At 39.4% G+C, this 12,962-nt stretch carries 16 protein-coding genes; 4 read left to right on the forward strand and 12 right to left on the reverse strand.

Annotated features, from left to right (window positions below):
- The coding region (locus AC4GME_RS11165) for a Na+/H+ antiporter family protein (protein WP_490379402.1) at positions 1 to 1,089 on the forward strand (1,089 nt) is incomplete at its 5' end.
- Positions 1,090 to 1,155: 66 nt separating this feature from the next.
- Here the strand turns inward: AC4GME_RS11165 and AC4GME_RS11170 are convergent.
- The 10 genes from AC4GME_RS11170 to AC4GME_RS11215 all read right to left on the reverse strand — a co-directional run bounded on the left by AC4GME_RS11170 (position 1,156) and on the right by AC4GME_RS11215 (position 9,789).
- On the reverse strand, positions 1,156 to 2,256 hold the full coding sequence (locus tag AC4GME_RS11170; protein ID WP_490376105.1) for a flagellar basal body P-ring protein FlgI: 1,101 nt from the start codon (positions 2,254 to 2,256) through the stop codon (positions 1,156 to 1,158).
- Positions 2,257 to 2,291: 35 nt separating this feature from the next.
- On the reverse strand, positions 2,292 to 2,975 hold the full coding sequence (gene flgH, locus AC4GME_RS11175) for a flagellar basal body L-ring protein FlgH (protein WP_490376104.1): 684 nt from the start codon (positions 2,973 to 2,975) through the stop codon (positions 2,292 to 2,294).
- 13 nt (positions 2,976 to 2,988) lie between these two features.
- Complete coding sequence (flgG, locus tag AC4GME_RS11180; protein WP_490376103.1) at positions 2,989 to 3,777, reverse strand: flagellar basal-body rod protein FlgG; 789 nt, start codon at positions 3,775 to 3,777, stop codon at positions 2,989 to 2,991.
- 56 nt (positions 3,778 to 3,833) lie between these two features.
- On the reverse strand, positions 3,834 to 4,580 hold the full coding sequence (locus tag AC4GME_RS11185; RefSeq protein WP_490376102.1) for a flagellar basal body rod protein FlgF: 747 nt from the start codon (positions 4,578 to 4,580) through the stop codon (positions 3,834 to 3,836).
- 156 nt (positions 4,581 to 4,736) lie between these two features.
- Entirely contained in the window at positions 4,737 to 6,158 is a 1,422-nt protein-coding gene (gene flgE / locus AC4GME_RS11190; protein ID WP_490379403.1) for a flagellar hook protein FlgE, read from the reverse strand.
- A gap of 12 nt (positions 6,159 to 6,170) precedes the next feature.
- Positions 6,171 to 6,869 carry a flagellar hook assembly protein FlgD gene (locus AC4GME_RS11195; protein WP_490376100.1) on the reverse strand — a complete coding sequence of 233 codons (699 nt, stop codon included), beginning with the start codon at positions 6,867 to 6,869 and terminating at the stop codon, positions 6,171 to 6,173.
- A gap of 10 nt (positions 6,870 to 6,879) precedes the next feature.
- A complete protein-coding gene (gene flgC / locus AC4GME_RS11200) occupies positions 6,880 to 7,299 on the reverse strand; it encodes a flagellar basal body rod protein FlgC (RefSeq protein ID WP_490376099.1) in 420 nt (139 codons plus the stop codon).
- Positions 7,300 to 7,320: 21 nt separating this feature from the next.
- Positions 7,321 to 7,722 carry a flagellar basal body rod protein FlgB gene (gene flgB, locus AC4GME_RS11205; RefSeq protein WP_490376098.1) on the reverse strand — a complete coding sequence of 134 codons (402 nt, stop codon included), beginning with the start codon at positions 7,720 to 7,722 and terminating at the stop codon, positions 7,321 to 7,323.
- A 266-nt stretch (positions 7,723 to 7,988) separates the two neighbouring features.
- Positions 7,989 to 8,819, reverse strand: a complete 831-nt coding sequence (locus AC4GME_RS11210) for a CheR family methyltransferase (RefSeq protein ID WP_490376097.1) — start codon at positions 8,817 to 8,819, stop codon at positions 7,989 to 7,991.
- Between the two features lie 40 nt (positions 8,820 to 8,859).
- Entirely contained in the window at positions 8,860 to 9,789 is a 930-nt protein-coding gene (locus AC4GME_RS11215; RefSeq protein ID WP_490376096.1) for a chemotaxis protein, read from the reverse strand.
- A gap of 117 nt (positions 9,790 to 9,906) precedes the next feature.
- Here AC4GME_RS11215 and flgA point away from each other — a divergent pair, with 117 nt between their 5' ends.
- The 3 genes from flgA to AC4GME_RS11230 all read left to right on the forward strand — a co-directional run bounded on the left by flgA (position 9,907) and on the right by AC4GME_RS11230 (position 11,433).
- A complete protein-coding gene (flgA, locus tag AC4GME_RS11220; protein WP_490376095.1) occupies positions 9,907 to 10,596 on the forward strand; it encodes a flagellar basal body P-ring formation chaperone FlgA in 690 nt (229 codons plus the stop codon).
- A 76-nt stretch (positions 10,597 to 10,672) separates the two neighbouring features.
- The gene (flgM, locus tag AC4GME_RS11225; RefSeq protein ID WP_490376094.1) at positions 10,673 to 10,987 is read left to right on the forward strand and encodes a flagellar biosynthesis anti-sigma factor FlgM; all 315 of its coding nucleotides are present in this window, start codon (positions 10,673 to 10,675) and stop codon (positions 10,985 to 10,987) included.
- Between the two features lie 26 nt (positions 10,988 to 11,013).
- On the forward strand, positions 11,014 to 11,433 hold the full coding sequence (locus AC4GME_RS11230; protein ID WP_490376093.1) for a flagella synthesis protein FlgN: 420 nt from the start codon (positions 11,014 to 11,016) through the stop codon (positions 11,431 to 11,433).
- A gap of 24 nt (positions 11,434 to 11,457) precedes the next feature.
- Here AC4GME_RS11230 and AC4GME_RS11235 read toward each other — a convergent pair whose 3' ends face one another.
- Both AC4GME_RS11235 and AC4GME_RS11240 read right to left on the reverse strand, forming a co-directional pair.
- Positions 11,458 to 11,949, reverse strand: coding sequence for an LPP20 family lipoprotein (locus AC4GME_RS11235; protein ID WP_490376092.1), 492 nt, complete (start codon positions 11,947 to 11,949; stop codon positions 11,458 to 11,460).
- Between the two features lie 101 nt (positions 11,950 to 12,050).
- Entirely contained in the window at positions 12,051 to 12,836 is a 786-nt protein-coding gene (locus tag AC4GME_RS11240) for a FlgO family outer membrane protein (protein WP_490376091.1), read from the reverse strand.
- Positions 12,837 to 12,962 lie beyond the last annotated feature (126 nt).

A 12,962-nucleotide genomic window follows, 5' to 3' on the forward strand; every position in this document is an offset into this window, starting at 1 on the left:
CTGTTAGCACAAACTGTTATTAAAAAAATTCATGGCAGACACCCGGATCATCTCACTAATGTCATCAAATATTCAGTACTTGGTTTGATTTTATTAATGGCTGTCTCCTCACAAAATATAATCCCTGTACATATCGCTTTTATTCCAATTTTAATTCCACCGTTATTGGCTGTGTTTAGCAAATTACGTTTAGACAGACGTTTGGTCGCATGTGTATTAACCTTTGGTTTAATCACCCCATATATGGTTTTACCTGTTGGTTTTGGTGGTATCTTTTTACATAATATTTTATTAAAAAACTTACATGAAAACGGCTTAGATGTAACAGCAAGCCAAGTACCTACAGCAATGATTTTGCCAGCATTAGGCATGCTCACAGGTCTATTTATTGCGGTGTTTTTTAGTTACCGTAGACCGCGAATTTACCCGCAAACAGAGCCTGTTATTAAGCAAGCTGAACACAAACAATTAGATAAACGCCATATAGCAGTCGCGGTAGTGGCAATTATCGCAACATTAGTGACACAGCTTTTATCAGGTTCAATGATCATCGGTGCATTAGCTGGTTTTGTGGTATTTACTGTAGGTGGCGTTATCGCATGGAAAGAAACACATGACGTATTCACTAAAGGTGTACACATGATGGCGATGATAGGTTTTATTATGATTGCAGCGGCTGGTTTTGCGGCCGTTATGAAAGCCACTGGCGGGGTTGAAACTTTAGTTGAAATGCTTTCTTCTACTATTGGTCACAATAAACCATTAGCCGCGTTATTAATGCTTATTGTCGGTTTGCTTGTAACCATGGGCATTGGCTCTTCATTTTCTACCATTCCAATTATTGCCACAATTTACGTGCCCCTTGCGATTGCATTTGGCTTCTCACCTATGGCAACTATTGCCTTAGTGGGTACAGCGGCTGCGCTTGGAGATGCCGGTTCACCGGCCTCAGATTCAACCTTAGGACCAACATCGGGGTTAAATGCGGATGACAAACATGACCATATTTGGGATACCGTTGTACCAACATTTATTCACTACAACCTGCCATTGATTGTATTTGGCTGGCTTGCAGCAATGAGCTTATAGCTTTTACTTCTTAATAAAAAAGGGGATGTAGCATTACTACATCCCCTTTTTTATCTGTAACTAATTTTAGATAATTATAAGCTCACCCTGCAATGCACCAGCTTGTTTCAGCGCTTCTAAAATCGCCATTAAATCACCAGGTGCTAAACCAACCTCATTTACTGCGCGCACTAAATCATTAAGACTCACGCCAGCATCAAACTTAAACATTCTACTATCTTCTCTAGTGATATTTATGGTGCTGTTATCCACCACTTCTGTTCTACCACCTGCAAATGCATTGGGTTGTGAGACCTCTCTGTTTTCACTGACAGTCACACTCACGCCACCATGAGTGATTGCAGCGGGTAAGAGCTTAACATCTTGGCCGATGACTATTGTACCAGTGCGAGAATTAACAATAATTTTTGCATTGCTGCGCGCTGGTTCAAACTCTAAATTTTCTAAGGTTGATAAATAAGAAACTCGCTGCGAAATATTACGTGGTGCAAGCACTTGAACTGATGTCGCATCTAATAATGTTGCCGTATCAGGGCCGACTAAGTTATTAATTGTATCCGCCATTCTCTTGGCGGTTGTAAAATCCGACTGGTGTAAATTAAAGGTAATGCTATCTCCTTGTGAAAAAGGAGATTTAACTTCACGCTCAACAATCGCACCATTGGAAATACGACCGACAGTGGGAGTATTGATTACAACTTTTGAACCATCGGCACCTTCCGCACCTAAACCGCCGACCACTAAACTACCTTGTGCAAGAGCATAAACATTACCATCCACCCCTTTTAAAAAGGTTTGTAGCAGCTCACCACCACGCAGACTTTTGGCTTCACCAATGGCTGACACGGTAACGTCAATTTTCTGACCTCGTTTAGTAAAGGCTTTTAATTCAGCGGTGATCGCAACAGGCGCGACATTTTTAATTTTTAATTTTTCACCGACGGGAATATTGATACCAAAATTACGCAGCATAGTCGCAAACGCCTGCTCAGTAAACTTACTACTTTTTTCACCAGTCCCAGGTAAACCGACCACCAGACCATAACCGACCAGCTGGTTACTACGTACCCCCTGCACACTGGCAAGATCTTTAATACGCGCGGCATAACTCGGTGTTAAAAAAGTCATGAGTAAAACAGACAATAGTAATCGCGAGATTGATTTCATAATTAGTTCCTTGTTTTAACCTTTACACTTTGAACTTAAAGCGGCCAGTATGGGCCATTAAAGAATGCGGTTAACCAACCCTGTTCTTGTGTATTTGCAAAATCACCTGTGCCGCCATACTGAATACGTGCATTAGCAACCCGCATTGATGAGACGGAGTTGTCTGATCTGACATCTTCTGAACGGATCACCCCTTTTATGCGCACAAACTCTTCACCGTTATTAAGCATTAGCCATTTTTCACCACGAATTTCTAAATTGCCATTAGTTAATACGCGCGTGACATTAACTGTGATACTCCCCTGCAAACTGTTACTTTGATCTGCATCCGCATCACCTTCAAACTTGCTATCCTGACTTCCACCTATAGCGAGACCTGAAAGTGACATTGGATTTGTACCTGAGCCGGGTAGTGTCATCTGATCTATATCCAGATTATAGCTATTGCTCTTCTCTTGACTACTGCCCGCTTTTTTCTTCGCTGAGGTTGCTTCCTCTAAATAGACAGTGATGATGTCACCAATACGATGTGCTTTAATATCTGAATAAAGATTATTTGCGTAACTGTCCTGGAACATTGATCCTGTAGTGGCGATATCATAATCAGGTTCAACCGGCTCGACAGGGATAAATTCAGGATCATCTTTTACCGTTTCGTTAGGCAGAGAAGTACAACCCGCTAATAAAGTAAGGCTAATCAATAGTGTTAGTTTAAACATAATTCACCACCTATTATAATTGCTGACTAACGTAAGAGAGCATTTCATCAACGGCAGAAATCACTTTGGAGTTCATTTCATAAACGCGTTGGCTTTCAATTAAGTTCACTAACTCTTCAGTTACATTAACATTCGATGTTTCAAGCATACCTTGACGTAAAAAACCCATGCCGTCTCCACCAGGCACACCTTGCAGTGGCGCACCACTTGCGCCTGTTTCTGTATATAAATTTTCGCCAATCGGCTCGAGCCCAGATGGGTTAACAAAATCATTTACATTTAGCTGACCAACCACTTGATTCTCGGCTTGCCCGGCAATGCGCACGGAGACTTCCCCTTCCGCACCAACACTGATTGATAGGGCATTCGTTGGGATTTGCACTTGCGGTAATAGTGGGTAGCCCGATCCAGGGGTGACAATAATCCCCTCTTCATTTAACTGAAACTGACCATTACGCGTATAACCTGAGCTGCCATCGGGCATCTCGATTTCAAAAAAACCACGCCCGTCAATCATAATATCTAATGAGTTATTGGTAGTTAGTGCATTACCTTGCGAAAAATTCTTCTGCACCGCCACCACTTTTGCACCGGAGCCAAGCATTAAACCGGATGGCAACTTAGTATTTTGTGTGGCATTAGCACCAGGCTGATTAATATTCTGGTAAAGCAGATCTTCAAATACCGCACGACTTTTTTTAAAGCCAACGGTACTGGCATTGGCCAGATTATTGGAAATAGTTGCCACGTTAGTTTGTTGGGCATCTAACCCTGTTTTACTTATCCATAAAGCGGGATGCATAACCTTTCTCCTTAATTTTTTGAATACTGCTTGTTTAATCCAGATCTAGTGCTGAATTAAACAACACGTAAGAGTGATTCTGAACTCTTGTCTATCTCTTCCGCTTTCTTCATCATTTTAATTTGCATTTCAAATTGGCGTTGTAAATTAATCAAACTGGTTAACTCACTGCTTAAATTCACATTAGAAGCTTCAAGGCTGCCACTTTGTAGTGATACCTGCTCATCGAATTCAGGCTCTGCACCGTCGATACGTCTAAATAATCCATCTTGACCGCGCATAATATCTTTAACATTAGGATTTGCGAGTTTCAGCTGGGCAACCTCTTCCATTGCATCCGCTGGCGCACCTTCCGGGCGAACTTCGACCATTCCATCTTTACGAATGCTAAATTTTTCAACGGGTAATGGAATATAAACAGGATTGCCTTGCTGGTCTAATACTTGATTGCCCTTGGCATCCACCAAATAACTTTCTTGGTTAATATTTAAACCGCCAGAGCGGGTCATCGCCTGACCGCCTAATTGTGATTCAACCACTAACCAACCGTTCCCTTGAATGGCAACATCCAAATCTCGTCCGGTCATTTGCAGTGCACCGCTTTCAAAGTTTTGCCCCGGCTCTTCTGCCACGGCAAAAACGCGAGTCGGTAATCCTTGACCGTAAACCTGCATGCTGCGCGCCTGTTCAAAGCTCGCTTTAAAGCCTGTTTTATTTGCATTTGCAAGATTATTACCATGAATTGCCAAAGCATTCATACTCTCTTTGGCACCGGACATTGAGATATAAAGAAAGCGATCCATTTTGATTCCTTAACCGATTTAAAATCGATACCACGATTTAGTTCTATTACCAGTAGAAATGCAAAAGTTATGCCAACAAATATTTATAATGAGAGATAAACAAAAACGCACCTGAATAGGTGCGTTTTAGAGATGATAAACAAGACAAGCTGCTGATTATCTAATCTGCAAGATAGTTTGTTGCAATGTGTTATTAATTTCCAATGCACGTGAATTGGCTTGGAAGTTACGTTGCGCGGTGATCAAATCAACCAACTCTGTCGTTAAATTGACGTTTGACTGTTCAAGCGCTGCTGAGTTAATCGTACCAAATGAACCGGACGCAGCTTCACCGGCAATTGGGTCACCGGAATTTTGCGAAGCAATCCAACTCGATCCTGTTTGCGAAAGGCCTTGTTCATTACGAAAGCGGACAATTGCAACACGTGATAAAGGTTGTGAAGTACCGTTACTGTAGGTGGCTTTCACTAAACCATCACTACCAATCTCAACCCCGGTTAATCGCCCTACTGTTAAACCGTTTTGATCTAAAGCGGTCACTTCAAATGAAGAGGCAAATTGGGTTGGTTCTTGAAAGTTTAAAGTAAAACGCTGTGAACCATCTGCACCGGGATCTAAAATACCCGCACCATCACCACCTACAGGTGTACTTGGATCATCCACCCCTAGCGCTTGAAAGGTTAAGTTTGCTGGTGAACTCCCCGTATAACCGCCGACCGCATCAAAAGTTAATACCGCGCCGGAACGTGTAACACCATTTGCATCAATATATTCTGCATTGGCAGTTGTATCTGCTGTACCATCGTTGTCTGTATCTTGACCATAAGTAGGCGTAATTTGCCCTGGCGTTGGAAGTTGTGTTTCCCATGCCGAAACGGGTTGACCGTCAACTGTTACAAATGTTACCCATTGGTTAGTACCTGTGTATGATGCATTTTCTGGTTTTATATAATAGGTACTGGTGATATGTGACTCACCTAATGAGTCATAGATAGTTACCGATGTGGCATTATTATAAGTTGACGGATCTTCCGGATCAAAGTTAGCAGGATCTAATGGCGCGTCACCTGCAGGCAAGTTCAAGGTGATACCGATTTCAGAAGTAGAAACTGGTGTACCTGCTGTTTCAGGAATTTGAATCGGCTCAGTGGTACTTAGACTCACTGATGATGAACTTCCATCGGCATTAACCGGGAACGCTTGTAAATAGTTGCCGCTATTATCGACAATGAAATTTTCATTATTGAGTTTGAATTCGCCACCTCGCGTATAACTTAAATCGCGATCCCCTATATTACCCGATGTAGCAAAAAAACCACTGCCGGTAATCGCTAGATCAAGCGGGTTTTGTGTAAATTTTAAACTACCTTGATGAAACTGCTGCGCAACCGCGGCAATAGAAACACCATCACCCGTTTTTGTTTTACTGTTAGAAAACAGTGAGTTTGCATATACGCTATCAAACTCAGCACGTGATTCTTTAAAGCCGACAGTGCCAACATTGGCAATGTTATTTGCAGTTGTATTGAGATCTGTTTGAGCCGCCGCTATTCCACTTAATGCAACATTAAAAGACATAATATTTTCCTCTTATATATTTTCTGCAACTTCAATTGCATCTGAAAGTTTGATACCGCCTAAACCTTGCAGGTTTAGATTTACCCCTGACTGACCACCGCCTAAACTAACACTTTCTACATGTGCATATGACGCCGTCATTAATTCTTCACCTTGGCCATTAACAACACCCGTTGCTTTTAATGTGTATTGTCCGGCCTTAACACGGTTACCATCTTTATCTAAACCATCCCATGAGAACTTCTGATTACCCGCCCCAATATCACCAAGACTCATAGTACGAACAACAGCACCACTGGCATCTTCAACATTAACCATGACACTATAAGCACCGGTCGTGCTGCTGATTGAACCAGATACATCACCGGTTTCCGGCAGATAAGCTTCATTACTTGGAATCAACACCTTTTTACCGACAAGTGATGAGGCTTCTAAGGCTTGACTTGAAGTTAATACCTCTTTCATACCAGCGAACTCATTACCCATAGTGGTAATACCTTCAGCTGTGGTAAACGAGGCCATTTGCGCAATCATTTCTGAGTTATCAACAGGTTTAAACGGGTCTTGATAAGCAAGTTGTTGCGATAATAAGGAAAAGAAATCATCTTGCCCTAAGTTTTGCTGGCCATCGATCTCTTTATTGGCTGCAATCTGCTCTTCTGTTAACGGAACATTTAAATTTAATGAGCTGTAATTATTTATTGATGTCATATATTACCCCTTAACCTTTGCCCATTTGCAATGTGCGACTTAACATCTGTTTGGCAGCGTCTGCAATCTGCACATTGGTCTGGTAAGAACGCGAAGCGCTGATCATATTTGCCATCTCTTCCATCACATTAACGTTTGAATGATATATAAAACCATCTTGATCTGACTTGGGATGATTTGGTGCATACTCTTTATTTAAAGGCGCATCACTTTCAATAATACCTTGCACTTTCACCCCCACATTACTGCTTAAACCTCCTTTTGCACGGTTTAATTCTGCAGCAAAAACAGGATGACGAGCACGGTAGGTTTGCTCAGCGCTGCTACTAACACTATTTGCATTTGCCAAGTTACTAGCAGTTGTATTTAGACGAACAGACTGGGCACTCATCCCCGTTGCCGATACATCCAATACTCTTAATAAACTCATAATGATTCTCCTAGCGACTGATTATTGACCTTTAATGGCTTTGCGCAAATTTGAAATTTTACTGTTTAGAAAGTCTAAACTTGCTTGATATTCCATACTGTTTTTCATAAACAAATTACGTTCAACTTCCAAATCTACGGTATTGCCATCACCAGTATCAGCTTGATTACCAGCGCGGAACAATTCACCAGACTGTGCCATAGAAAATGATTGAGCAAATTTATGGCTCTCATGTGTGCGATTTAAGAAAACACCGGAACGAGACTTGGCACTTTGCAATGCATCTTTAAAGTCAATATCCCGTGCTTTATAATTTGGTGTATCAGCATTAGAGATATTACCCGCTAAAACTTCAGTACGACGGGCACGAATGCCTAAGGTGTGCTGATGAATTCCTAATGCTTTTTCAAAGTTAATCGCCATAAATTTCTCCTCTGCAATAAACAATGCAACCCTTATGCCAAAAAATCATTAAGGGTAATAAATTTAATAATTATTAATAAATAGAGGAAAAATCGCACAAAAAAAGGACGAGCAAGAGAGAACTACAGATATTAAGGATGGCTGGCTTGGATATATTGGCAGTTAAAAGAGATGATTTTCAATTACAAAAGTTGTTGAGCTGGGTATGTGGCAAAAGTTGCCTCTTTTATTAACAACAAAGAGGCAAAGTCATAAAGGGTTGAGATTTAGCTTTTAAGCTTATAAATAATCCCGGGGTTACAGCGTATCATCTCAAACCTATCTGTTAATCCTGTTATTGATTCCGATGCCCCCAAAATCAAGTAACCACCAGGGTTTAACGCACTTGCAAACTGGTTTAAAATTTTAGATTTCACATCACTTGAAAAATAGATCAGTACATTCCGACAAAAGATAATATCGAACTTACCGAGAATCGAATAACTATCTAACAGATTGAAATTTCTAAAGCTGGTCATTTTTTTGACTTCAGCTTTAATTTGCATTTTACCTGAACCGTCATTTACACGATCAAAGAACTGTCTTTTGCGTTCATCAGACAAACCTCTTGATAATGCAAGCGTATCGTATCTCCCCGTTTTGCACTGCTCTAACATGGTATTAGAAATATCTGTACCTATGATTTGAACATTCATCCCCAAGATAGCTTTTTGTTTTTGATACTCCATTGCCGTCATCGCAATTGAGTAACCTTCCTGACCTGAAGAGCTAGCTGCTGACCACATTTTAATACTCTTTTTTTTCTCTAAAATCTCAGGAAAGATTTTTTGAGACAATAATTCAAAAGGATATTTATCACGAAACCATAAGGTCTCATTTGTGGTCATAGCGTCAATAACGGCTGTTCTCAATTCTCTATTTTTATAACTCATTGATTGATGAATTAAGTCAGATAGTTTTTGAATCGAAAACTTAGTCATTAAAGGAATCAATCGACTTTTTACAAGATATTGTTTATTTCCTCCAAGTACGATGCCGCACTGAACTTCTAAGAAATCAGAAAATTGCTTATAAATATCGTCGGAAAGAGCTCTCACAAATAGTTTCTCACTTATTTAATTATTATAATTATTATAATTATTTTGGGTCATCTAAATGAATAACCTTTTGTACCGCCGCAGCTAATTCATCAGGATTAAATTTAGCAATAAAATCATCCGCTCCTACTTTTTCGACCATAGCTTGATTGAACACGCCACTTAATGAAGTATGTAAAATAATATGTAGAGCGGCTAAATCTGGATTTGATTTAACTTCAGAAGTCAGAGTATATCCATCCATTTCCGGCATTTCCACATCAGAAATCATTAATGCGTAACGCTCTGTAACAGGTTGAGTTTTAGAGACTTCTTTTAATAAATCAAGCGCTTCTTTACCATCTTTAACCATCTCACACTCAATACCCAAGGCGGTTATTGCTCTTTGGATCTGTTTGCGGGCAACCGATGAATCATCTGCAACTAAAATTTTCTTATTGGCAACTCTCTCTTTTATACCTTCTTCAATCACATCAGCAGCCACCTCTGTATTAACTGGCGCAATTTCATCTAATACTTTTTCAACATCAAGAATTTCAACTAATGAACCATCAATATTGGTTACCGCGGTTAGGTAGTTAGAGCGCCCGACCCCGTTTGGTGGTGGCAAAACATCTTCCCAGTTGATATTAATAATGCGCTCTACAGAGCCTACTAAAAACCCCTGAACTGAACGGTTATATTCAGTAATGATAATAAAACGCTCTTCAATATTATCAATTGCACGCCCGCCCGTTGCTAAATTCATATCGATAACTGAAATAGTTTGTCCGCGAATATTCGCGATACCGCGAATTGATGGATGTAATTTAGGTAATGCCGTCAAAGGAGGACATTGCAGGACCTCTTTTACTTTAAAAACGTTAATACCGTAACGCTGAATACCGCCTAATTTAAAAAGCAGTAATTCAAGTCTATTTTCGCCAACTAACTGGGTGCGCTTATTCACTGAATCTAACACGCCTGCCATATTCTATTCCTTATCTCTTATGAGTATTTACAAGCAAAACGTTCTATAATAAAAACAATTACATTAATATTAATGGATCACCACAACGATAATCCATTAACGAATAAGGTCATTATTTTGATACGTTTTGTTATTCTTTTCCTTAGTTTAGGCTGTTCTTATACTTTTGCTGAGACTAATTACCGAAAAGAGATCGAAAAATTTGCCGAATCTCTTATTTTCGCTAAATATGAATCGTTATATGAACATAACAACAACGAAAAACTGCATATTAAAGTAGCACCATTAGATAAACGACTCACTTTTACTCCATGTGTCTCTGATCTTACAGGAGAGATTGTTGGTAATAAACTCAAAAAAAACACATCGGTCAAAGTAACCTGCCCGGATCCAAAAAAGTGGACAACCTACGTACGCGCCAGAGTGCAGTTATTATTACCGAGCATTGTTACCCGCCAGCCTCTGAGCAAAGGACAAACACTGCGTTTAGAAAATATTAAATTAATGTACGTGGAAAAATCACAAGTTAGAAGTGGCAGTTTTTCTGAAGTTTATCCGCTGATCGGAACCCGGTTAAAACGGAATTTATCCGCAAACAAAATAATTAAAGATCGGGACATCTGTTTTGTCTGCAAAAATGATAAGGTGACCATTCACGCAATTAAAAATGGCTTATCAATTAAAGCTTCTGGAATTGCACAAAGTGATGCTAATATTGGAGGCACAGTAAGAGTTAAAAATTCACGTACACAACGCATTATTGTGGGTACCGTTTCAGCGCTAAAAGAAGTACAGGTTTCATTCTGAGTTTTTGTAATTTATTACTAAAGAAAATATTATGTCTGCCGATATAATAAATACGAGATACTTTTGGAATATGATTATGAGTATAAATATAAACCGCCAAGCACCCCAGAAAAATATTGTAGTTGAGCAAAACAAAGCTCAAAAACAACAGGATGTACGCCAGCAAACTCAAACTGCGAGCAGTAGCAGTAAAGATTCCGTGCAACTTACCCCGCAAGCATTGAATTTAAACAAGATGCAAAAACAGTCATCATCAGAGCCACAGGTGAATAAACAACGCATTGAAACACTAAAAGCGGCTATCTTAAATGGTGATTATAAAATCAATACAGAGCGCTTAGCCGAAAAACTAAGTAAATTTGAAGGTGATTTTAGTAAGGCATTTGGTTAGTCAAATTAACAAGAGAACACCCTAAAATGCTATCAGCACAACTGACCCAACAATTAGAATCAATTCAAGCGTTACAGCTGACCCTTGAAGCAGAGAGCACCTGCCTAAAAGAAAAAAACTTCTCAAAGCTCAATAGCATTCTATTCAACAAACAGAAATCATTACAAGCAATCGCGGAACTTGATAAGATTTTATCTACAGCCTCATCGCAGAATGAAATCAAACAAAATGAAAATTTACTGGCACTTAAAGATGAAATTGAAAGTCAGCTTGCAGTTTGTCAAAAAATCAACGCAGTGAATGGTCAGTTAGTCGAGTTAAGCATGAAAAGTAATAAACACTTAATGCAGCTGATAAAACAAGCGACCGGCAAAAACACAGTAACCTACAATCAAAAAGGGATGCTTAGCACCGCCAGCCTTTTAGGAAAAAACATTAAAGCGTAACTTGCAGCTAACACTTTTTCATCCCTAGTAATAAATTGCCTTTTCAACATTTATCACTTGTGTATCTCTTTTATTAAACTCGGGCGCTCGTAAAAAGGAAAGGCTCTGCATATCAAGCTCCAACTCGGTGATATATACATCTCCTTGATGATAACTCTTTAATACCCTTGCCCCTCTAACTAAACCTTTTACACGACTTTCTATCTGATCATCCTGCAAACGCGATCCACTGACATTATTTTCTGCACTCAGTAAAACACCATAGATTTGCTCTGCTAACTCTTTATACGCTTCTAATTTTGACGCTTTGATGGCGTTTAACATCTGCAGGTCAAACGTTTCACCTTTTTGAGCTGCAATTGGCGCATAACCTACGGATGTAAAGCTATATTGGTAACTTTGCTGCGCTTCAACTTGGCTGTTGTCATTGCCTGATTTAGCGCATGAAAACAGCAAGAGAGCTGCAACGCTATGTAATAACGTAGAAGAGAGAGTTGAATAAAATCGAGATTGCATAATTAAGCTCCTTGCTTAGTAAAATCAGCGTCAATAGCACCTACACTACCGATCAAGCAAGAAATAAGCCAAATAAACCAAAGCATACTATTATCTATCTATTATTGAACTAAACGAACCTGAGCTTTGCCTTGTTGCGTGAATTTGCTATTACGAGAATAATATTTTTTACTTTGGTAATCGTACTCCCCTCCCACAAACATACTGTGCGGAACAAACGCACTACTGGTCGATTCAACCATATGTGAATCCACATTAACGATGCGAACATTCAAAATCAGGCCTTCTTCATTACGTGACATTGTGCCTGTTAGAATGCGCTTAACATCAATATTTTTATTTAACTTCTTCCAATCTCGCGTTAATGCAAATTCACCTTGTGGCGTTAGCTGAATATTTCCTGTTAACTTAAAATCAAGGATACGAAGATTACGAATATGCAGTTCATGAATAAACTGCTCTGAAACAGTTTGTCCAATCCAGTTTGTTACTTTGTGATCATTTAAATCAACCATAGAAGTAAGAGCAATAGATTCATTATGATATTTCTTAGGGAAGTTATAAAGCAGTTGATCTGCCATTTTACTGACAACTTCAGTCAATATTAGCGATTTTTCGCCATTAAATGAATACAAATGCCCATAGCCATTCGACTCAGTTTGCACGCCTGAGGTTTCACGGTTAGCATCGAATTGCTCAGATTTTATATCCGAGCGGCTAAAAGAGTGGGCAATATAATAATAAAGATAGTCATCATTGTTTGAACGGCGTGCTTTAACGACAGGTGTCCCCTCTTCAATTACCGGTGTATCAGACTCTTCAGGCGAAGATAAACTACACCCCTGCAACAGCAATAACGCACCAGTGATTAACAATAATTTTCTCATTCTACACCTACCTTGGACAATGAACGGCTTACATATCAAATTTATAAATTCATAAATAGTATCGGCAAATCAAAGAATAACTTTAATAAAGTTTCTCATAATAGATAAATATTAATTTCTGGTTCA

It is taken from the genome of Psychromonas sp., assembly GCF_983033635.1.

Coding starts and splice junctions, on each gene's coding strand:
- flgG (WP_490376103.1), bottom strand. CDS start 3,777: ATGCATCCCGCTTTATGGATAAGTAAAACAGGGTTAGATGCCCAACAA.
- AC4GME_RS11185 (WP_490376102.1), bottom strand. CDS start 4,580: ATGGATCGCTTTCTTTATATCTCAATGTCCGGTGCCAAAGAGAGTATG.
- AC4GME_RS11235 (WP_490376092.1), bottom strand. CDS start 11,949: ATGCAATCTCGATTTTATTCAACTCTCTCTTCTACGTTATTACATAGC.
- flgC (WP_490376099.1), bottom strand. CDS start 7,299: ATGAGTTTATTAAGAGTATTGGATGTATCGGCAACGGGGATGAGTGCC.
- flgE (WP_490379403.1), bottom strand. CDS start 6,158: ATGTCTTTTAATGTTGCATTAAGTGGAATAGCGGCGGCTCAAACAGAT.
- AC4GME_RS11170 (WP_490376105.1), bottom strand. CDS start 2,256: ATGAAATCAATCTCGCGATTACTATTGTCTGTTTTACTCATGACTTTT.
- AC4GME_RS11230 (WP_490376093.1), top strand. CDS start 11,014: ATGCTATCAGCACAACTGACCCAACAATTAGAATCAATTCAAGCGTTA.
- flgM (WP_490376094.1), top strand. CDS start 10,673: ATGAGTATAAATATAAACCGCCAAGCACCCCAGAAAAATATTGTAGTT.
- AC4GME_RS11240 (WP_490376091.1), bottom strand. CDS start 12,836: ATGAGAAAATTATTGTTAATCACTGGTGCGTTATTGCTGTTGCAGGGG.
- AC4GME_RS11195 (WP_490376100.1), bottom strand. CDS start 6,869: ATGACATCAATAAATAATTACAGCTCATTAAATTTAAATGTTCCGTTA.
- flgB (WP_490376098.1), bottom strand. CDS start 7,722: ATGGCGATTAACTTTGAAAAAGCATTAGGAATTCATCAGCACACCTTA.
- flgH (WP_490376104.1), bottom strand. CDS start 2,975: ATGTTTAAACTAACACTATTGATTAGCCTTACTTTATTAGCGGGTTGT.
- AC4GME_RS11215 (WP_490376096.1), bottom strand. CDS start 9,789: ATGGCAGGCGTGTTAGATTCAGTGAATAAGCGCACCCAGTTAGTTGGC.